General features: G+C 42.1%; 19 protein-coding genes and 1 tRNA gene. 7 read left to right on the top strand and 13 right to left on the bottom strand.

Annotated elements, in window-relative coordinates:
- Positions 1-294: 294 nt before the first annotated feature.
- The 6 genes from ACE01T_RS05375 to ACE01T_RS05350 form a co-directional block, all read right to left on the bottom strand.
- Complete coding sequence (locus ACE01T_RS05375) at positions 295-612, bottom strand: hypothetical protein (protein ID WP_086194969.1); 318 nt, start codon at positions 610-612, stop codon at positions 295-297.
- Between the two features lie 127 nt (positions 613-739).
- On the bottom strand, positions 740-847 hold the full coding sequence (locus ACE01T_RS05370) for a DUF2474 family protein (protein ID WP_004973777.1): 108 nt from the start codon (positions 845-847) through the stop codon (positions 740-742).
- A 9-nt stretch (positions 848-856) separates the two neighbouring features.
- Entirely contained in the window at positions 857-1,861 is a 1,005-nt protein-coding gene (gene cydB / locus ACE01T_RS05365) for a cytochrome d ubiquinol oxidase subunit II (protein WP_180081118.1), read from the bottom strand.
- On the bottom strand, positions 1,858-3,303 hold the full coding sequence (locus tag ACE01T_RS05360) for a cytochrome ubiquinol oxidase subunit I (protein ID WP_395518867.1): 1,446 nt from the start codon (positions 3,301-3,303) through the stop codon (positions 1,858-1,860). The genes cydB and ACE01T_RS05360 overlap by 4 nt, the downstream gene beginning before the upstream one ends.
- A 261-nt stretch (positions 3,304-3,564) precedes the next feature.
- A complete protein-coding gene (locus ACE01T_RS05355) occupies positions 3,565-4,023 on the bottom strand; it encodes a DUF2946 family protein (protein ID WP_395518866.1) in 459 nt (152 codons plus the stop codon).
- A gap of 377 nt (positions 4,024-4,400) precedes the next feature.
- The gene (locus ACE01T_RS05350) at positions 4,401-4,748 is read right to left on the bottom strand and encodes a rhodanese-like domain-containing protein (RefSeq protein WP_180081115.1); all 348 of its coding nucleotides are present in this window, start codon (positions 4,746-4,748) and stop codon (positions 4,401-4,403) included.
- Between the two features lie 269 nt (positions 4,749-5,017).
- Between ACE01T_RS05350 and ACE01T_RS05345 the strand changes: the two genes are divergently transcribed.
- The 4 genes from ACE01T_RS05345 (at position 5,018) to ACE01T_RS05330 (ending at position 7,175) form a co-directional block, all read left to right on the top strand.
- Complete coding sequence (locus tag ACE01T_RS05345; RefSeq protein WP_218944737.1) at positions 5,018-5,491, top strand: DUF2946 domain-containing protein; 474 nt, start codon at positions 5,018-5,020, stop codon at positions 5,489-5,491.
- A 254-nt stretch (positions 5,492-5,745) separates the two neighbouring features.
- Positions 5,746-6,006 (top strand): helix-turn-helix domain-containing protein, encoded by a 261-nt coding sequence (locus ACE01T_RS05340; RefSeq protein WP_166171018.1) that lies wholly within the window; start codon positions 5,746-5,748, stop codon positions 6,004-6,006.
- 72 nt (positions 6,007-6,078) lie between these two features.
- Entirely contained in the window at positions 6,079-6,387 is a 309-nt protein-coding gene (locus ACE01T_RS05335) for a NifB/NifX family molybdenum-iron cluster-binding protein (protein ID WP_180081379.1), read from the top strand.
- Positions 6,388-6,764: 377 nt separating this feature from the next.
- Positions 6,765-7,175, top strand: coding sequence for a hypothetical protein (locus ACE01T_RS05330; RefSeq protein ID WP_086194962.1), 411 nt, complete (start codon positions 6,765-6,767; stop codon positions 7,173-7,175).
- Positions 7,176-7,278: 103 nt separating this feature from the next.
- On the opposite strand, the gene ACE01T_RS05325 is transcribed toward ACE01T_RS05330, so the two are convergent.
- The 6 genes from ACE01T_RS05325 to lldP all read right to left on the bottom strand — a co-directional run bounded on the left by ACE01T_RS05325 (position 7,279) and on the right by lldP (position 15,290).
- Positions 7,279-7,368: transfer RNA gene (locus ACE01T_RS05325), tRNA-Ser, on the bottom strand.
- 97 nt (positions 7,369-7,465) lie between these two features.
- On the bottom strand, positions 7,466-9,499 hold the full coding sequence (locus ACE01T_RS05320) for an oxidoreductase (protein ID WP_395518865.1): 2,034 nt from the start codon (positions 9,497-9,499) through the stop codon (positions 7,466-7,468).
- Between the two features lie 182 nt (positions 9,500-9,681).
- Positions 9,682-11,391, bottom strand: coding sequence for a D-lactate dehydrogenase (dld, locus tag ACE01T_RS05315; RefSeq protein WP_200224129.1), 1,710 nt, complete (start codon positions 11,389-11,391; stop codon positions 9,682-9,684).
- A gap of 292 nt (positions 11,392-11,683) precedes the next feature.
- Positions 11,684-12,835 (bottom strand): FMN-dependent L-lactate dehydrogenase LldD, encoded by a 1,152-nt coding sequence (gene lldD, locus ACE01T_RS05310; protein WP_200224127.1) that lies wholly within the window; start codon positions 12,833-12,835, stop codon positions 11,684-11,686.
- 2 nt (positions 12,836-12,837) lie between these two features.
- Positions 12,838-13,581 carry a transcriptional regulator LldR gene (lldR, locus tag ACE01T_RS05305; RefSeq protein WP_086195132.1) on the bottom strand — a complete coding sequence of 248 codons (744 nt, stop codon included), beginning with the start codon at positions 13,579-13,581 and terminating at the stop codon, positions 12,838-12,840.
- A 32-nt stretch (positions 13,582-13,613) separates the two neighbouring features.
- Entirely contained in the window at positions 13,614-15,290 is a 1,677-nt protein-coding gene (gene lldP / locus ACE01T_RS05300; protein ID WP_180081392.1) for an L-lactate permease, read from the bottom strand.
- A gap of 749 nt (positions 15,291-16,039) precedes the next feature.
- On the opposite strand from lldP, the gene argG reads away from it, so the two are divergent.
- Positions 16,040-17,383, top strand: a complete 1,344-nt coding sequence (gene argG / locus ACE01T_RS05295; RefSeq protein ID WP_086194957.1) for an argininosuccinate synthase — start codon at positions 16,040-16,042, stop codon at positions 17,381-17,383.
- 56 nt (positions 17,384-17,439) lie between these two features.
- On the opposite strand, the gene ACE01T_RS05290 is transcribed toward argG, so the two are convergent.
- A complete protein-coding gene (locus ACE01T_RS05290) occupies positions 17,440-18,717 on the bottom strand; it encodes a GGDEF domain-containing protein (protein ID WP_086194956.1) in 1,278 nt (425 codons plus the stop codon).
- A gap of 151 nt (positions 18,718-18,868) precedes the next feature.
- On the opposite strand from ACE01T_RS05290, the gene pyrC reads away from it, so the two are divergent.
- Positions 18,869-19,903, top strand: a complete 1,035-nt coding sequence (gene pyrC, locus ACE01T_RS05285; protein ID WP_200224113.1) for a dihydroorotase — start codon at positions 18,869-18,871, stop codon at positions 19,901-19,903.
- Complete coding sequence (gene rnt / locus ACE01T_RS05280) at positions 19,888-20,547, top strand: ribonuclease T (protein ID WP_180042727.1); 660 nt, start codon at positions 19,888-19,890, stop codon at positions 20,545-20,547. The genes pyrC and rnt overlap by 16 nt, the downstream gene beginning before the upstream one ends.
- The last annotated feature ends 3 nt before the right edge of the window (positions 20,548-20,550 follow it).

Genomic DNA, 20,550 nt, shown 5'->3' with positions numbered 1-20,550 from the left:
TGATCATTCAGCATTGTACGAGGCATAGCGAGAGTAAAATTGGGTTTGGCGATTTAATTTTACTATCTCGCTATTTTTTTAAGCAACAAATGTCAACAGACCCTAGTATTCTTCAAACTCTTTGTAAATACTTTTCACTACTAGGATGTAATCAGCATTATCCACAGCTATTTGACTTAGATGATGTTCTGTCTGTTACCGAGTATAATTCCTGTTCATCACTGACCATACATGGACTGGGATAAAGCACGATACATCAGAAAGAAAAAACCAACTGATGCATCGCTCACGAAATTAGTATTCGTAGTTATTATCGATAGACCATTCCTGTAACTTTCCAAACAAGATCTGGTCATTAAAGAGCAAGTCATTTTTTGCAAGTACTTTACTCTCATCTGTTGGACAGAAACCATCATCACAGTCTGAATCGACGACCCAACAACCACGGACAAACAGGATTTCATTTCCTTCTTGCTCCAGCTGTTTTTTCACCCGTTGAATTGCTTCATCGATGTTTTTTGCGCCTAAATAAGCTGTCACATACGCATAAGATTCCGATGGATCTGATGCTTTTTTAAATTCAATGCCTACACAAAAAAGATATTTTTTCATTATCGACTCCTGATTGATATGAATTGTCTGATTCAATTGGTTCAATTCCATGAACAGCTTCATGATTAACATACCGTATCTTGATTCAGCAGACCAGTGAGAACTCCCACTGATCTGTGTTTAAAACTTAATACGCCAATTTCAACAGCAATCTAAATAGCCCTGCAACCAAGGCCAAGCTTAAAAAACCAGCCAGCCATAAGCCAATAAACCATTTCAATTCAGAAATTTTCATTTAGCCTCCTTAATGATAACCTTCATCACCCACACGCACTTTATCCCTGAAAACCCAATACGATAATCCGGTATAAATAAGAATGATCGGAATTAAGATAAGTGCGCCAATAAGGGCAAATAATTGACTACTGGCAGGTGCTGCAGCCTCCCAGATAGTAATGGATGGTGGAATGACATAAGGCCATAAACTAATCAGAAAACCGCTATAAGCGAGAATTACCAAAGCCAAAGTATAAATGAATGGCAGGAACTCTTTGCGCTGCTTACAGGCTTTGATTGCCAGGAAAGTAAACAGCAGAACCAGTACGGGAACCGGGCTAAAATAAAAGAGTTGTGGTTGACTGAACCAGCGCACTGCAATTTCATGATGAAGCAAAGGCGTATAAATACTGACACAGGCAAAAATCAGCAATAATGCGATGAGCAGTTTTGGCATCAGTTCAAACATGCGATTCTGCAGCATTTTTTCGGTTTTAAAGATCAACCAGCCACATCCCAGCGTTGCATACAGTACGACCACACTTAGACCGGTAAACAGGGAAAAAGGTGTTAACCAGTCCAGACCACCGCCAGTATAAATGCCATTCGTGGTTTTAATGCCCTGAATGTAGGCTCCCAAAATCACGCCCTGAAAAAAAGAACTGAGGATCGATCCCCAAATAAAAGCTTGATCCCAAAGATATTTGGTTTTATTGGCCTTAAACCGGAATTCGAAGGCAACTCCCCGGAAAATCAGCGCGATCAGCATCAGAATAATGGGTATATACAGAGCCGATAACACAGTGGAATACACCAAGGGAAATGCAGCAAATAATCCTGCACCACCCAGTACCATCCAGGTTTCATTACCATCCCAGACAGGCGCGACGGTATTCATCATAACATCACGTTCCTGGCGATCGGAAATAAAAGGAAATAGGATACCGATACCGAGGTCAAAGCCATCCAGCACGACATAGATCAGCACTCCTAATCCAATAATTAGAATCCAAATTAATGATAAATCGATCATTTTTGATTCTCCTGAGATTGTGTAGAACTTACTTGATCCCGATCGCTCTCCTCATCAATCGTACTTAAAGGACGTTTTGATGCCTGTATGACCGCCTGCTCACTATGGGGTGCCGAATGTATAAACTCCGGACCTTTACGCATCAGTTTCAGCATGTAGAAAATGCCAACACCAAACACAATAAAGTAGACCATTACAAAAATGATCAGGGTTAAACCCACCTGCTCTGCTGAAACGGGAGAAAGAGTATCTTTGGTCCGTAAAATGCCATAAACCACCCAGGGTTGACGACCGACTTCAGTGGTAAACCAACCGGCGAGTAAAGCGATAAATCCAGATGAACCCATGTACAAAGAAAATTTATGGAACCATGGTGTTTCATAAAATTTTCCGGTTTTTCTTAACCATAAACCGATGATGGCCATCAGCATCATCAGTACACCCAGTCCGACCATAATCCGGAAACTCCAGAATATGACCAGTGAGTTTGGACGGTCTACAGGGGCAAATTCCTTTAAGCCTTTGACTTCACCATTTAAGCTATGCGTCATAATCAGACTGCCCAGATTCGGAATACCGATCGCATACTTGGTTTCTTCAGCCTGCATATCGGGAATACCAAATAGATATAAAGGCATGCCATGATCTTTATTGGTTTCCCAGTGTCCTTCTATGGCTGCCAGTTTGGCCGGTTGATGTTCAAGCGTATTCAGGCCATGCATATCTCCCACAAACATTTGTAGAGGTGCCAATGCCACAATCATCCACATGGCCATGGAAAATGATTTTTTTACCAAGGCATCACGACGGCCTTTTAATAAATGAAATGCGGCTGTGGCAGCGACGAGCAAAGCAGAAACCAGAAAAGAGGCCATTGCCATATGTGCTAATCGATAGGGGAAAGATGGATTAAAGACAATGGCAAACCAGTCTTGCGGGACAATAATGCCATTTTCTACAGTAAAGCCCTGAGGGGTTTGCATCCAGCTATTCGAGGACAGAATCCAGAACATTGAAATACAGGTACCTATAGCCACCATCAATGTTGCGAAAAAATGGGTTTTCAGTCCCACTCGCCCCCAACCAAATAGCATAATCCCCAGAAAACCGGCTTCAAGGAAAAACGCACTTAAAACCTCATAAGCGAGTAATGGTCCTGTGACACTGCCGGAAATCCGTGCAAACTCACTCCAGTTGGTGCCAAATTGATAGCTCATCACCACACCGGAGACTACGCCCATACCAAAGGACAGGGCAAAAACCTTGATCCAGAACTTGAATAAGTCCCGGTATACCGGATCATTGGTTTTAAGCCAACGCCATTCAAGAACAGCCAGAAAACTGGCTAAACCAATAGAAATTGCCGGAAAAATAATATGAAATGATACGGTAAATGCAAATTGGATACGCGACAGTTCCAGCGCGGTTAGCCCTAAATTCATGCTGCCTCCTACTGATCAATTGAATACAGGGAGGACATCAACGGCGCTGATTGATGCAGTGAAACTGACACCCCTTGCCGGACATTGATCCTCTGGTATAGAGATGAAACCCGTATACCGGATACGCTATAGACTTTTTTGAGGGCGAACGAAACCATTACGCTGTTAGCGAACAGCGAAAACTGAATTTTCATGATTAAAACTCTTTAAGATGTTGTGTAGTGCAAACAAAAACAACTGTTTGACGTGACCAATCGTGTCCTAAAAAGTCAGAGGTGGCGCTCTGCCCTGTGGCAGCAAATACAGCTTCTGCAAGCTGAAATAGACATGCCGGAAGAACGACTGATAGAAATTTAGTCGAACCTGAATCCGGTCCAGAACTTCATCAATTCCCAGTTTAAATGGCAGTACCAAATCACCATAAACAGTGCAGTATTGGCACTGGTGATTATGCTGACTGTGATCTTGGGATTGCTGAGGAATCAAATCCTTGAGCAGCTCATGATGAGCAGAGTGGGCATGATGATCAGCAGACGAAAGAAGATTGTGGGTAATCGACATACAGACCGGAGCAATGTGAAATTTTTCCGGCAGCAGAGGCTGTAAATATACTGCGATTTGCAGAAGTAAGACTGCAAATGCAATAAAAAATCCACTTCGCTTCAGCAAACTTTCTCTCGACTGGAATCGAATTAAGAGGGATAAATTGAATAAAAACATGAAATTTCAGAATAAATCCCTACGTATTTACTCGACTTTTCACTTTATAAATATATAACATATAGCCAGTTTTGAAAAGCAAAAAAATTAAACAAAAGGTGAATTAAATTAAAGACTTAAAATAAAAAATAAACTAGTTCTATATAAACTGCCGAATAAGTTTATTTATTGGCTAAAGAGTGTCCACAAAAAACTTTACTGAATTGAAATGCGTGAAAGGAAATTTTAAATAAGAGACGCTATTTTTTGTTCTAGCCAGGAAAAGCGTTATGCATTCCTAATAGATGTGTTTGAGGATTAAAAAATTTTGCCCTCTCGGACCAGCCAAACTTGTTTTATTTAAATAAATAAAACATCTCTTACTGCAGATTTAGCCTTTAGTTTTCGATACACGGCAAGTCATTTTTCCACCAGGATTTCATGCCACCTTTTAACTGTGAGACTGAATAACCCATCTTGGCCAGTTTACGTGTCGCAGGAATGCTCCGGTGTGCTGATAAACAGATCGTTACTACAGGTTGATCTGTTTTGAGACCTAATGAGCATATTGCAGATTCTGTAAACCGGGTAATCGGCAAATTGACGGCACCTTCTATATGGCTGTGTTTAAATTCTTGCTCAGTTCGAACATCCACAATTTGTACATTTTCCCGTTGCCCCCATAATTTCTTTGCCGGGGTTTCAGGCACCTTGCCCCAAGGGACATACATCAGAATGTTAAACATGATTTCCCTCTATCAAAACAATTCTTATCTATAATTTATAAGAATATAGAATAAAAATAACGATTAAAATCACTATAAATCAATATTGGATTGAACTCTAAGTTTATGCTTAAAAATAGATGATGCCTTCAAATCTAGCAGAAAAATAAAACTATGTTTAATAACAGATTAGAATTAATGTAATAGCTTATTTTTTTCAGTTCTAAATTTCATATTTTGTTATATTATAATTCATGCAATATTCATAAAAGCGTAGTGAAGTGCTCATAATGTTGGGAAGATTGTTGGGATTATCCGCAATCTTGTTACAGATCGCTGTGTTCCTGCAGCCTTTATTGCCAGAAAAGCACAGTGTTTTTTCGGTATGTAAAACTATTGCCGTTGCATTAGATCTGCAAGTTAATAGCACTCACAAAACACTTAATTTTCCAACATCCCATCCACATGCCCATCACCACACCAGTGCAGCAGATCAGAACGATGTACAGGTCGTCACCGACGTGCAGAATCAGCATGCACCACACCAACAGCAGAATGATTCACACAGCACTCATGACTGCCAGTTCTGTCTGGTGCACAGCTATACCCTACCGCTACTGGACACCAAGCTCAGACCAGTACTGGTCAGAACTCAGACCTTACTTCTGTTCTTCAGTGCCTCTGTCCCGCATGTACTGACCCCACCCGCTCCCTGGTTCCTGATTCCTCAGGGCCGTGCTCCTCCTTTAACACTCACCCACTAAATCAACAGATGTGGTATCGCTGAGTAGTCTGCCTACGTTTGAATATCGATGCAGTATGGCTCTATCTATCCGCATAGGCATCTCGTAACCCACATCTTCAGCCACAGTGGTCCAATCCGTAATAGGTGATCATGACGTTTAGTTTAACTGTGCTCAAACCTGCTTTGAGTTCAGTTGTTACTGTCTTAATTACCTTTGGATTTTTTTAAAGTGTTATTACAACTTTTTGATGTATCAATAAGGAGGAGATAATGATGAATCTACTTCAGCATGATCATGCACACTCGCAAAAAAATGATTTTAATAGCGGCTGTTGTCTGGATTTGGCGCAACAGATTGTCCGGATCAGACATGCCCTTAATATTTCACAGACAGAACTGGCAGCCAAACTGTGTATTTCTGCCCGTACCTTGGAGAGCTGGGAACGCGGAGTGCGTCATCCATCAAGTTCGGCACAGGCTTTGATCAAACTATTTATAAAGTCGCCTCAATTTGTACTGGAAAATCTAGCTTGAGGATAATCGGGAATAATTTAAACCCTTATGATTATCATCAATTTAAATAACTATTGGTTTGGAAGAAACTCCATGTTAATTGTAATTACATCCCAGAACCGGCGTCACATTACTCCACATGCTGGAAAATGTCGAAAATTCTGGAAATATGAATTAAAAGATGAAAAAGTGACTGACAAACAGCTTATTGAAGTGGAAAAAGAAGAATCTTTTTCCCAGTCTGGGGAAGTACTCGAAAAACTTTTGCCTATGGACATATTTGTGACCACAGGAATCGGAGATCGATTACGAGAAAAGCTCAGAAATATTGGTGTACATGTCATCGTGACTACAGAAATTGAACCAGAACAATTTATCTGCGGTTGGGCTTCAACTAAATAAACAATTTAGATTCATATCATCTTTACTCATATAAAAGACCCTGCATCAGCAGGGTCTTTTATTTAAATTTTTAATTATTGAGTAGTATACTAACTATCACACCATGTGTAGCGGCAACGTAGCCTGAAATGTTTTTTATCCCGACTCAACCTAGCATAAATGCTGTATTCACAATATCGCACTATCATCTGACTTAAATCGCCTAGCTCTAACCACTCTATTCCAATGTAATTTTTTAAACTGGTTCAGTTCCAACATGCACACCAATGCATATACCCCAAATAGTTGGAATATCAGACATTTATTACCATTAAATACTTGTAATTTATACCAATCAGAATATTTTTAATAAGGGTAAAATTGAATAAGGCTATTTTGTGGGCATCGTTTCTGAATTTAAAAAATTTAATGCTGATCTTAAGAATCCGAACTGGTCGGTATCTTCAATTAGCTCTAACAATGAGCTAATTGTTAGTTTATGGGGACATAAACCTTTATTGTCTAAACACCCAACTGAAAGAAAACAGGTCTATCGTGACCGTATTGATAGATGGTCGTGCAATGGACGTAATGAGTTTAAGAGAAATCTTGATCTTGCTTTGGAAGAAAACTTAAAAATTAGACCAATTATAGCAATGCTCAATAACAGTTCTGATTTTCAAAATATTTTAGAGGGTAAAGATGGCAGCCAATACCCGAAAAGATTTAATGCAAAAACAAATTGGATTGGTGAATTAACTGTTTGGGACGGTACTCAATTTGAAATTGTATTTAGGCTTGATCAATAACTTGAACTTAAGCTAGGTTTTTATTCTGCTTATTATCGGCTTACCTTGCATAACCCTAAAAACAATAAAGCCCCGATCAATGATTAGGGCTTTATCTTAAATTTGGCGGAAGCGGTGAGATTCGAACTCACGGAGGACTCACACCCTCGTCGGTTTTCAAGACCGGTGCATTAAACCGCTCTGCCACGCTTCCATGTGCGCCATAATACGGATCTTTTTAAAAACTGACAAGTAAAAATTACAAGCAAACTATTCAAATGAATATTGTTTCACCAAATTAACTTTAAAAATTATAATTTGGCTGCCAATTCGGCACCCTCACGGATTGCACGCTTGGCATCAAGCTCTGCCGCCAGTTTGGCACCACCAATAATATGGTAATTCGCCAAGGTAAATTCATCCGCCGTTGGCATAATGTCTTTGACCGATTCCTGTCCTGCACACACTACCACAGTATCTACACGTAACAATTGATCGTGGCCATTGGTTTCAATCCATAAACCTTCATTGGTTACAGACTTATATTGCACACCACGTAGCATCTTCACAGCGTGTTTTTTCAATTGCGCACGATGCACCCAACCTGTGGTTTTACCCAAGCCAATCCCCAGCGGTGTCGTTTTACGTTGCAAGAGATAAATTTCACGGACAGGATGAGCCACTTCGGCAGCTTGTATGCCACCCTCAGAAGTATAGTTCGGATTCGGGTCAATGCCCCACTCCCGTTGCCAGTCTGCCAACGGTTGCGGCTGTGGCTGATGTTCAGGTTTTAATAAAAACTCGGATACATCAAAACCAATACCACCGGCACCAATCACCGCCACCCGATTGCCAACTGCTGCTCCACGTAACACTTCTGCATAAGACAACACTTGCGGTGCCTGACTGCCTTCAATATTTAAGGCACGCGGAACAACTCCAGTCGCAACCACGACCTCATCAAAGCCTTCACGTTCCAGTTGTTCACGGTTCACTTTGGTATTTAAGCGCAGCTCTACCCCAGTTCTTTCAATTTGAACTTTAAAATAACGGATGGTTTCATGGAATTCTTCTTTACCCGGTACTACTTTAGCCAGATTGAACTGGCCGCCCACTTCATGGCTTGCTTCAAATAATGTGACTTTATGCCCCCGACTGGCAGCTACCGTTGCAGCCGACATGCCTGCCACACCACTACCAACAACGGCAATTTTTTTCGGTGCTTTGGTTTTTACATACACCAGTTCCGTTTCATAAGCAGCGCGCGGATTGACCAGACAGGTTGCACGTTTATTTTTAAAGGTGTGGTCCAAGCAAGCCTGGTTACAGGCAATACAGGTATTAATTTCATCTACCCGATTGGTGGCGGTCTTGCTGACCCAGAAGGCATCCGCCAACAATGGTCGCGCCATCTGCACCATATCGGCTTTTCCAGCCGCCAAAATGGCTTCGGCCGTTTCAGGCATGTTAATCCGGTTAGAGGCAATCACAGGAATAGCGACATGCTTTTTCACTTCTGCCGTGTAATCGGTAAACGCTGCACGCGGTACGGAAGTGACAATGGTCGGAATACGTGCTTCATGCCAGCCTATACCCGTATTTAGCAAGGTAACTCCGGCTTTTTCCAGAGCCTGTGCCACCGTAATCACTTCCTGCATGGTGTTGCCATCATGTACTAAATCGAGCATGGACAAACGGAAACAGATAATAAATTTTTCACCGACTTTTTCACGAATGGCTTTGACAATATCTACTGCCAAACGCATGCGGTTTTCAATGTCACCGCCCCAGTGGTCGCTACGCTGATTGACATGACGGCTTAAAAACTGATTCAGCAAATAGCCTTCAGAACCCATAATTTCCACACCATCATAGCCGGCTTTTTTGGCAATGCTGGCCGTGTGTGCATAATCCTCAATAGTCTCTAAAATCTGCTTTTCACTCATTTGACGCGGTTTAAAAGGTGAAATTGGAGATTTAATCGGGCTGGCAGAAACCACAAAAGGCTGATAGCCGTAACGGCCAGAATGCAAAATCTGCATTAAAATTTTTGCACCATGCTTATGTACAGCATGTGTCACCAAACGATGCGGCGCCACATCCGCCAAATTATTCATGGTACCGCCCGCAGGAAGCAACCAGCCCTGACGGTTTGGGGAAATCCCCCCAGTGATAATCAGACCTACACCACCTTTTGCCCGTTCGCCAAAATATGCGGCCAATTTAGGATAATTATAAAAACGGTCTTCCAGACCAGTATGCATGGAACCCATCACGACACGGTTTTTAATGGTCGTAAAGCCCAAATGTAGCGGTTTTAATATATTTGCATAGCGAGTTGTCATGATGGATCCTTTATATATTGGCTTTGCAACTTGTTGCATATTACTTTACCTATTTTTATTCTTTTGTTTATGACTTGTTTTACACATTGTCTGACGAAACAGTCAATTTTTCATAAAAAAAAGCGCAGTGCTTAGACTGCGCCTGAGATAGAACCCGTTATTTTTTATTATAATTCAGTTTTTTAATTTGTTTCTTGATTCCAGTATTTTAATTTGGAGGTATGACCAATCCCCACATTAAAGCTATTGGTCGGATCCAGTTTTTGATAATGGTTTTTTAGTGCAGGCTTAGCCACATATAAATGCCCGACATTATGTTCTGCAGGATATTCAGCCCCGCGTTCATCCAGTAAACTCCACATTTGATGTTCTATCGCTAAAGGATCAACACCTTTTTTCACAATATAGTCCTGATGAAAGACATGACATAAAAAATGGCCATAATAAAGTTTATGGATAATCAGCTCATCCATTTCCTTTGGCAAAGTTTCTACCCATTCACGGTCATTACGGCGTAAGGCAATGTCCAGCGCGACAATATCTTCTACTTCTGAACGATGGGTATCGCGATAACGAATGGCAGCTCCAGCTACAGCAAAACGATGTAAAAAGGCTTTACGTCCTTCTTCTTCGGTACAGTGGAAATAATTTCCAGTGTTATGAGATGAAAAATAGTGCTTTAAAAATTGCTGAACCTGCTCCACATCCTGATTTTCGATGCGCAGCACCAGATGATGCTCATACAAATCCCGGAATTCATTCATGCGTTTCGGTAAATGCGACGGTAAAAATTTGCTCAGCATTTGCAGGACTTTATCAGACAGCCCTTTCATGCCAACTTTTTCCAGGTAGCCATCGACCTTATCTTTCATGGCAAAAGCCGCCGGTACTTTGGCTGTTCCAAATTTTTCGATAAACATGAAGGTATCTTTGCCATATTCAGCACCAATATCGTAAGCCACCCGGTGAATATATTCGCCCGCAATCGGTAAACGCGCTAAACCCGTGAGTAGAAAACGGCGGATTGCGGTTAAATCTTGCTGGGTATTGGTACCCACATAAAACACCTGACTGGGAATTTTTTCAAAGGTATCCAGACGTACTGCAAAGACACAGACTTTTCCTGCCGAGCCGGACGCTTCATACAAACGCGATGGATCAGCATTAAAACGTGCTGGCGTGTTCTCATCAACTTGAGTCACGTCATGCGCATAACGATGATCCGAAGCACAGCAATGTTGATCATTTTCAATATCAGTCAATTGATATTGCTGATTTTCAAGTCGGGATAAAATTTCTTCTGGTGTTGAACCGAGCTGGATGCCCAAATGATTGACCAGTTCAAGTTGTCCGGTTTCATTTACTCGGGCATACAGGGCAAGTTCCGTATAGGCAGGTCCACGGCGAACCAGTGCACCGCCCGAGTTATTACAGACTCCACCCAAAACCGATGCACCTATACAGGAGGAACCAATCACCGAATGCGGCTCACGATTAAACACTGCCAGTTCTTTTTCCAGTTTGTCTAGTGTTGCACCGGGCAAGCAAACCACTTGTTTCGCATCATTAATCACTTGAATGCCAACCAAGCGTCGAGTGTTGATCAGAATCACTGGACGGTCATAATCATCGCCAAAAGGGGTTGAGCCACCGGTGAGTCCGGTATTGGCAGCCTGCATAATCACAATACAGTCTGCGTCCACCGCAGCCTGCAAAACTTGCCACTGTTCCAGCAATGAACCCGGGACGACCACGGCCAGCACTTGGCCGGAACCGTAACGACGACCTTGACGGTATAATCGTGTGTCATTGTCATCCGTGAATACATGTTGCTTGCCGACAATGTGGATGAGTTTTTGAATGGTTTGCTGTGCATCTAAATTGGATGGCATTTGTCATATCCTATTGATGAATTGTCGCGCTTAATCAACACGGTATTCATTACTGCGGAGTCTTTCCAATATTATTTATATTCAGGAATTAACCTTCGGTTCGACCTACTTTTCTTTCGGGAAAAGTAGGCAAAACCATTGTAATCCGCAAAACTCGTCATATTCCGTCAAGTCTTTATTTTCATCGCAGAAACATGATGTTAAGTATGAAGTCCTGCCTCAAACAGTTGCGGATGACGTTTACGCGTATCAAATTCAAGCTTTGACTAAATTTAATATTCAAAATTATTATTTAAGCCAACTCTCTATCTAACTTCACCAAACAATCCGAAGTAATATCGGCAATGGTTTTGGCACCAGTCAGCGTCATTGCTACGCGCATTTCCTTATCAATCAATTCGAGCAGATTGGAAACACCCTCACCACCGGCAGCGCCCAGTGCATAAACAAAGGCACGACCCAACATACAGGTATCTGCACCCAAGGCCAGCATACGCACTACATCCAGACCATTACGGATACCCGAATCGGCTAGAATTTTAATATCACCTTTGACTGCATCGGCAATTGGCGGCAAAGCACGCGCGGAAGATAAAACACCATCCAGCTGACGGCCCCCATGGTTTGAAACCACAATACCATCTGCACCGAAACGTACTGCGTCTTTGGCATCTTCAGGGTCTAAAATACCCTTGATCACCATTGGACCATCCCAGAACTCACGAATCCATTCCAGATCTTTCCAGGAAATCGAGGGATCAAAGTTAGAACCTAACCAGCCAATATAATCTTCAAGACCCGTGGGTTTACCCAAGTATTTAGAAATATTGCCTAGGTCATGTGGGCGTCCCATCAAGCCCACATTCCAGGCCCAATGCGGATGGAAACAGGATTGCATATAACGGCGCATTGCTGCATTTGGCCCGCTCATACCCGAGTGGGCATCACGGTAACGCGCGCCCGGCACAGGCATATCTACTGTAAATACTAAGGTTGAGCAACCTGCCGCTTTGGCACGTTCCAGAGCATTTTTCATAAAACCACGGTCACGCAGCACATACAACTGGAACCACATTGGACGCTGAATTGCTGGAGCCACTTCTTCAATCGGACAAACTGAAACAGTAGACAGGGTAAAAGGAATGCCTTTTTTATCTGCCGCCACTGCCGCCTGCACTTCACCACGGCGGGCATACATCCCGGTCAAACCTACAGGTGACAAAGCCACGGGCATAGACAGGGTTTCATCAAACAGTTTGGTTTCCAGGCTTAACTGCGACATGTCATTCAGTACACGTTGTCTCAACGCAATTTTTGATAAATCTTCCACATTACGCTTCAGTGTATATTCCGCGTACGCACCACCATCAATGTAATGAAATAAAAACGGTGGCAAGCGGCGTCTAGCGGCTTCACGATAATCATTCGCAGAAGAAATAATCATGCTTATATCCTGTTTAATCTACTGGCACGCTGGCGACGAGCTTCTTCTTCATCAATCAAGCGTACCTGTTGTACTACAAACTCAATGTGTCCACAGACTGCACTGCGTGCAGCATCAGGATCACGGCGTTCAATTGCATCCATCACCTGAAAGTGCTGATCATGCAATTGATCAAAACGGTGCGATTCGCTATAGACTTTGCGTCGGCCCAAAACCACGTTGTATTTCAACAGGTCAAACAGGCTGCGCATCATCTGTATTAGCACTAAATTATGTGAGGCTTCGGCAATGGCTAAATGGAATTCAGCATCCGCTTTTGCTGACTGGTCATCATCCCCAATAGATTGATAATGGGCAATCCGATCGTAGCAGCGGCGAATATTTTCCAGGTCTGCTGCTGTGGCGCGCTGAGCGGCATACCAAGCAGTACCACCCTCTAAAACGCTACGGGCTTCCTGCACATCAAAACGGTAAGCTGGGTCCTGATCAATCAAATTGCTTAAAGGTTCTACAATTTGATGATTGGTCCAGGCGCTCGGTAGCAACTGCAAAAAGGTTCCCGAGCCTGCCTTGCTGAGCAACATACCCGTACTGACCAAATGCTGAATCGCTTCACGCAACGATGAACGCGACACCCCGAGCTGTTCACATAATTTACGTTCTGCAGGCAAACGGTCTCCAACCTGCATATTGCTCTGTTCAATCAACATACGGAGCTGCTGTACGGCTTGGTCGGAAACTTTCATCTACATTTCTCTACTCTTGCATCAATTCCAGTTTATGGAATCATCCATGGGAACACATAGGCTTGTAATGTGATGATAATACCAATCATCACGGTAAAGGAGATACTGTGTTTCACGGTAAAGCGGAACAAATCAGATTCTTTACCTACCAGACCTACAGCCGCACAGGCAATTGCAATCGATTGAGGTGAAATCATTTTTCCGGTTACACCCCCACTGGTATTAGCTGCAACCAGCAGTACTTCCGGCACGCCAATCTGTTGTGCCGTGGTCGCCTGAAGTGCCGAGAACAGTGCATTGGCAGATGTGTCTGAACCGGTCAGGAACACGCCTATCCAGCCAAGGAATGGCGAGAAGAAAGTAAATGCCTGACCTGTATGTGCCAGCGCTAAAGCCAGCGTGGCCGACATGCCTGAATAGTTCGCAATAAAGGCAAAGGCCAGTACCATACCAATGGAATAAATAGGAACTTTCAATTCATTGATGGTTTCGCCAAAAGTGATGACAGCTGCTTTGGGCTTCATTTTCAGGAAAATGATGGTGATGATAGCGGCAATGAAAATGGCTGTGCCTGTGGCAGAAATCCAGTCAAATTTATAAATCGCATCGTAGTCCTTAATTTCAGGGACCACTGGCGGCATCTTCTGGATCAGCTGATGCAAATACGGCACCTTGATGGAAATCACCAGATCATGCAGAGCACCATCTTTGGCAAATAAATCCTTAAAGGGCTTGATACTCCAGATGGTGACCATCGCGGTTAAAATGGCAAATGGTGACCATGCCTTGGCAATTTGAGCAATGCTATATTTTTGCTGTTTTTGAGCTGCGAGCTGTTGAGCAGCTGATTCATCAACATTTGCATCTTGGTCTGCAAAACGGAAAATATGTTTCGGTTGCCAGAATTTAAGCAAAATTGTTAAAGAAATAAGTGAAGCAATTGCAGCGGTAATATCTGGCAGTTCAGGACCTACAAAGTTAGAGGTTAAATATTGTGCAAGTGCGAATGATCCACCTCCCACAATTACCGCTGGCCAGGTTTCTTTCACACCACGCCAGCCATCCATAATCGCCATAATCCAGAATAGAACAATGGGTACCATAAACGGTAACTGACGTCCGACCATCTGGCTAATTTCATGGGTATCTACACCTGAAACCTGCCCGGCCACGATAATGGGAATCCCCATTGCGCCGAAGGCAACCGGTGCAGTATTGACAATCAGACATAAGCCCGCTGCATATAAGGGTTTAAAACCTAATCCCACCAGCAATGCAGCAGTAATGGCAACCGGAGCACCAAAACCTGCCGCACCTTCCAGGAAAGTACCAAAGGCAAAACCCACAAAGAGCATTTGTAAGCGCTGATCTTCGGTAATTGACAAAATGGAGGAACGAATAATATCGAACTGTCCGGTTTTAACCGAAATTTTATACAGAAATACGGCGCCGAGGATAATCCAGGCAATGGGCCACAGGCCATAGAAAAAACCGTAAATCATCGATGCAAAAGCCATCACGACCGGCATCTGATAGGAAAATAATGAAACCAGCAGCGCAAGGATCACGGTAATTGTTCCCGCTACACTACCTTTCATGCGGAATACCGCAAGCGCTAAAAAGAAGAAAATGATGGGAATCAGGGCAATCAAACTGGAGAGCCAGATATTGCCCATAGGATCGTAAATCTGTTGCCATTGTTGAAGCATTGTCCTCTCCTTGAAATGCTTTTCCAGAATACAAAATGGTCTGATCACCTACCAATTAACATCTTAACTGGTATGACCAATAATCATTTAATTAAAAAAATATATCAATAAACTTTAAATATGCTACTTTTTAACCAAATAAAGATCAATAAGCAATTTCTTATTTAAAATTGGTCATACCAATATAATGCATGAAATATTTAAAATTTATACAGACTGCACTGATTAAAATTCACTCAGATATTTTTAATTATTTCATTTTTATTATTTTTTTAGAAAAATAAAAAATCCGGGACAATCATCTAATACTTTAGTCGATAATATGGATTATTTGAATGATGATTACTCAAAGCAAAGCACTATTGATAACAAGCGTATTATAACAAGCATAGATACTGATCATTAGATCCTGGATAATTAGATACAAATAACAGGTGCGACAGAAAGCCATTCTGAGAGGAAATAAAATGTGCGGACATGTTGCAAGCGGTCAAACTTTCAATGTGCTGCTCAAAATTGTTATCCACCTTCCTTTTAACTCCTGTTTATAAGCCACAACTCTGCTCTGCTTCACGATTTAATCAAAATCTTTGCTTATAACCATATATTGAATCTATCAATTTCAAATTTTCAACGAGATTTTCTTTTGTAAAACCATTAGAAATAAAATAGTGCTACAATTGAAGAAATGTGTATTTTCTTGGGCCACCAAATTTCTCGGTGCCTATTTCATATCGTTAGGATTAACAATGTCTGATAATGCAACTATCTTGCAGAATGTCCCAGTAGGCAAAAAAGTTGGTATTGCCTTCTCTGGTGGTCTAGATACTTCAGCTGCTCTATTGTGGATGAAACAAAAAGGCGCAGAACCTTATGCTTATACAGCAAACCTGGGTCAGCCTGATGAAGACGACTATGATGCGATTCCGAAAAAAGCGGAAGCGTATGGCGCAGTAAAAGCTCGCTTGGTTGATTGCCGCTTACAACTTGCATTAGAAGGTATTGCTGCGATTCAATGTGGCGCTTTCCATATCAGCACTGGTGGTGTTCCTTACTTCAACACTACGCCATTGGGTCGTGCAGTAACCGGTACCATGCTTGTTACCGCAATGAAAGAAGATGATGTCAACATCTGGGGTGATGGTTCAACTTATAAAGGTAACGACATTGAACGTTTCTACCGTTATGGCTTGTTGACTAATCCTGCGCTTAAAATTTACAAACCCTGGTTAGACCAAACCTTTATTGATGAGCTTGGTGGTCGTGCGGAAATGTCACAATTCCTGATCGACAACGGCTTTGACTATAAAATGTCAAAAGAAAAAGCTTACTCAACTGACTCAAACATGCTGGGTGCGACTCACGAAGCGAAAGATCTTGAATACTTAAATGCCGGTATCAAAATCGTTGACCCAATCATGGGCGTTGCATTCTGGAAAGAAGAAGTCGAAATCAAACCTGAAGAAGTATCAATTACTTTTGAAGAAGGTTTCCCTGTTGCGATTAACGGTCAACGCATTGAAGATCCAGTTGAGTTCATTCTTGAAGCCAACCGTATCGGTGGTCGTCACGGTCTCGGTATGTCTGACCAGATCGAAAACCGTATCATCGAAGCGAAATCTCGCGGCATTTATGAAGCACCAGGTATGGCACTTCTTCACATCGCTTACGAGCGTCTTGTGACTGGTATTCATAACGAAGACACCATTGAACAATACCGTATCAACGGTCTGCGTTTAGGTCGTTTATTGTATCAAGGTCGCTGGTTCGATTCTCAAGCGCTGATGCTTCGTGAAACTGCACAGCGCTGGGTAGCGAAAGCCATCACAGGTACCGTGACTTTAGAGCTTCGTCGCGGTAATGACTACACAATTATGAACACTGAATCGCCTAACCTTACTTATGAAGCTGAGCGTTTGACGATGGAGAAAGGTGATTCTATGTTTAGTCCTGCTGACCGTATTGGTCAATTGACTATGCGTAACCTTGACATTACCGATACTCGTGCAAAATTGGGTATCTATACAGGTGCAGGCTTACTTTCCGTAGGCACAGGTTCAGCTGTTCCTCAATTAAAAGACAAAAACAAATAAGTTTGTTTTAGGTCAAAAAAACCGCTCAAAAGAGCGGTTTTTTTTATCTGACCTGTTTATGATTTTATAAATTCAGTTGCAGCGATATTGGAACGGAGAGATTGATAATAAATCTGGTTACGGCCTAAATTCTTGGCACGATATAAAGCCTGATCAGCAATTTTTAATAACTCTTCTTTGCTTAGCTCAGCTTCGCCATAATAAACAGTAATTCCTAAACTAATGGTAATAAAATCGGAGATTGAAGATTTCTCGTGAGGAATTTCTAGACGCTCGATGGCCTTATAGATATTTGACGCTACGGCATAGGCACCATGAGCATCTGTTTCAGGCAGTAGTACCACAAACTCTTCCCCACCATATCGTGCAACAAAATCCATATGCCGAATGGCATTTTTAATCGATTTGGCGATAGAGGAAATCACATCATCGCCTTTCTGATGCCCATAAAAATCGTTGTAGTTTTTAAAAAAATCAATATCAATAAACAGGATCGCCAAAGTACTTCGTTCTTGACGGGTTTGCTGGTAAAACACTTCCATCATTTCATCGAAACTACGACGGTTTGAGATTTTAGTCAGGTCATCATGCTGACTTAAATGCAATAATTCCGAATTATGAATCCGATGCATTTTTTCACTAATTTTGGTTCGCATTGTAAACAGATAAATCATTCGTTCACGCGCAAAAATCATATGACTAATCACATAACCAAACACACAACTGCCAAAAAGAATACGACCAAGTACTACGGCATCAAAATCAACATGAAGCAGAAAAAACAGAATGACTGTCAGCGAAGCCGCTAAAAATCCGGTCATCAACATCTGAAATGGTTTTACCCCGGAAATAAGGGAACCCATGATGTAAATCATGCATAGAATGGCCATACCTTGTTGGCGTAAGGCAACAGTTTCTACGGTCAAAGTCAACCAGGACATGGAAATCATGGCCCAAAACATAAGCACCATGGAAGCCAGAGAAAAATAGGGACGCAATTTGGGAAAATGTGAAAAAGAAAATAAAATCAGCAGGCATACAGCACCATTGGCCAAACCTAGGCTACAGTTCAGAAAATCATGCCTGATATACTGTTTGTCAATCACCCAGTAGTCGCTGGGCAAAATCACCAGAATAAAAATAAAGTAAGATAAAACGCCGCCCCACAGATATTTTTGTACATGCTTACGGGCACGCTCCAAATTTTTCGACCAAAATTCCTGTTCCATTTTTTTGGGAAAAACCTGACCTATACGCTGACTTTGCCGTATAATCAGCTCTTCTATTTTTTCTTTATCATATTGTAATTTCGCTAGATTATACTTGGATTCCATTGCCCAGCATTTCTTAATTCTTTTAGTTACTAAAAATAACATATTTTTCTTATTTAGAATTATGTATATATAACCATTTGTCTGTAATTCTCGTTACCATTTTCACACTTTATGGATTATCATCTGTTTTATTTCTTCGATTGAAATGGCCTTGAATACAATCACTCTTCTCCAGCCAGATGATTGGCATGCTCACTTACGTGACGGTTTATCTTTAAAACGCACAGTTCCCGATCTTGCCAAGCAGTTTGCTCGTGCTATCTGCATGCCAAATACTGTACCTCCCATCAAAACAGTTGAGGAAGCATTGGCTTATCGCGAACGCATTATGGCGCATGTCCCTGAAGGTGTCGCATTTGATCCACGTATGGTGCTTTACTTTACCGACCAGACTCAACCAAGCGAAGTCAAAAAAATTAAAGAATCTGAGCATGTCAATGCCATCAAGCTGTATCCAGCCGGTGCAACCACAAATTCAGACAATGGCGTCAGTGATATCAGTAAAGTCTATGCAGTGATTGAACAGCTTGAAGAACATCAGGTGCCATTGTTGCTTCACGGTGAAGTCACCCACAATCATGTCGATATTTTTGACCGTGAAAAACGCTTTTTAGATGAAGTACTTTCACCGCTTTTAAAACAGTTTCCAAAGCTTAAATTGGTTTTAGAACACATTACCACAAGCGATGCTGCACATTTTGTACTTGAACAGGACCGCAATGTGGCTGCTACCATTACCCCACAGCACTTACTGTTCAACCGTAACGATATGCTAGTGGGTGGTATTAAACCGCATTTCTATTGTTTACCGATTTTAAAGCGTCAAAGCCATCAGCAAACATTACTTGAAGTTGCAACCAGTTCTAATCCCAAGTTTTTCCTGGGTACAGACAGCGCGCCGCATTCAAAAAATGCCAAAGAAAATGCCTGTGGCTGTGCCGGTTGCTATAGCGCCCCTACCGCAATTGAATTATATGCTCAGGCTTTTGATCAGGTAGGTCGACTGGACCGTCTGGAAGGTTTTGCCAGCCATTTCGGTGCGGACTTCTATGGTCTGCCGCGCAATACCAATAGCATTACCTTGGTCAAAGAAGAGCAAGTTATTCCGGAAAGTTTAGACTATTTGGATGGTGAACAGATTATCCCATTGTATGCGGGTAAGACCATCCAATGGAGAAAAGTGTGACAGATGAAACCACACCAGTAATTGGTCAGCGTTTCCGTGGATTTTTACCTGTTGTTGTCGATGTCGAGACAGCAGGTTTTAACTCACAGACCGATGCCTTACTGGAAATCGCAGCAATCCCAATCATTTATAATGAAAAAGGCCAATTTGTACCTGGTGAAGCGCACCATGCACATATTAATCCTTTTGCAGGGGCGAATTTAGACCGCCGTTCTCTGGAATTTATTGGTATAGATCCGTCAAACCCAATGCGCATTGCCATGGCGGAAGATGAAAAAAGTGCATTAAAACGCATTTTCAAATCGGTCAATGAAGTTCGTCGGCAGCAAAACTGTACCCATGCCGTTTTGGTCGGTCACAATGCACATTTCGATTTGGGCTTTGTACAAGCGGCTATTGCCCGTACAGGGACCAAAAATCAAAACCCTTTTCACAGTTTTTCGGTGTTTGATACTGTGACTTTAAGTGCCGTGATGTTTGGTCAGACCGTACTGGCAAAATCATGTATTCAGGCTGGAATTGAATTCGATGGTAAGGAAGCACACTCTGCTTTATACGACACTCAAAAAACGGCTGAACTGTTTTGCTATATTTTGAACAAACTCGCACCCCATCTACTTGACACCTTGATGGCGGATCAATAAGAT

Origin of the sequence: Acinetobacter uliginosus (assembly GCF_044130295.1) — a bacterium.
In the GTDB taxonomy this organism is placed as follows: domain Bacteria; phylum Pseudomonadota; class Gammaproteobacteria; order Pseudomonadales; family Moraxellaceae; genus Acinetobacter.
This window is presented reverse-complemented; position numbering and strand designations above follow the sequence as displayed.

Excerpts from the sequence above, each read along its gene's own strand:
- ACE01T_RS05370 (WP_004973777.1), bottom strand. The coding sequence starts at position 847 with ATGAAAATTTCTGAATTGAAATGGTTTATTGGCTTATGGCTGGCTGGT.
- ACE01T_RS05290 (WP_086194956.1), bottom strand. The coding sequence starts at position 18,717 with ATGGAATCCAAGTATAATCTAGCGAAATTACAATATGATAAAGAAAAA.
- lldR (WP_086195132.1), bottom strand. The coding sequence starts at position 13,581 with ATGAAAGTTTCCGACCAAGCCGTACAGCAGCTCCGTATGTTGATTGAA.
- ACE01T_RS05350 (WP_180081115.1), bottom strand. The coding sequence starts at position 4,748 with ATGTTTAACATTCTGATGTATGTCCCTTGGGGCAAGGTGCCTGAAACC.
- ACE01T_RS05375 (WP_086194969.1), bottom strand. The coding sequence starts at position 612 with ATGAAAAAATATCTTTTTTGTGTAGGCATTGAATTTAAAAAAGCATCA.
- lldP (WP_180081392.1), bottom strand. The coding sequence starts at position 15,290 with ATGCTTCAACAATGGCAACAGATTTACGATCCTATGGGCAATATCTGG.
- ACE01T_RS05355 (WP_395518866.1), bottom strand. The coding sequence starts at position 4,023 with ATGTTTTTATTCAATTTATCCCTCTTAATTCGATTCCAGTCGAGAGAA.
- ACE01T_RS05345 (WP_218944737.1), top strand. The coding sequence starts at position 5,018 with ATGTTGGGAAGATTGTTGGGATTATCCGCAATCTTGTTACAGATCGCT.
- ACE01T_RS05340 (WP_166171018.1), top strand. The coding sequence starts at position 5,746 with ATGAATCTACTTCAGCATGATCATGCACACTCGCAAAAAAATGATTTT.
- dld (WP_200224129.1), bottom strand. The coding sequence starts at position 11,391 with ATGCCATCCAATTTAGATGCACAGCAAACCATTCAAAAACTCATCCAC.
- rnt (WP_180042727.1), top strand. The coding sequence starts at position 19,888 with ATGGAGAAAAGTGTGACAGATGAAACCACACCAGTAATTGGTCAGCGT.
- lldD (WP_200224127.1), bottom strand. The coding sequence starts at position 12,835 with ATGATTATTTCTTCTGCGAATGATTATCGTGAAGCCGCTAGACGCCGC.
- ACE01T_RS05320 (WP_395518865.1), bottom strand. The coding sequence starts at position 9,499 with ATGACAACTCGCTATGCAAATATATTAAAACCGCTACATTTGGGCTTT.
- ACE01T_RS05360 (WP_395518867.1), bottom strand. The coding sequence starts at position 3,303 with ATGAATTTAGGGCTAACCGCGCTGGAACTGTCGCGTATCCAATTTGCA.
- cydB (WP_180081118.1), bottom strand. The coding sequence starts at position 1,861 with ATGATCGATTTATCATTAATTTGGATTCTAATTATTGGATTAGGAGTG.
- argG (WP_086194957.1), top strand. The coding sequence starts at position 16,040 with ATGTCTGATAATGCAACTATCTTGCAGAATGTCCCAGTAGGCAAAAAA.
- ACE01T_RS05335 (WP_180081379.1), top strand. The coding sequence starts at position 6,079 with ATGTTAATTGTAATTACATCCCAGAACCGGCGTCACATTACTCCACAT.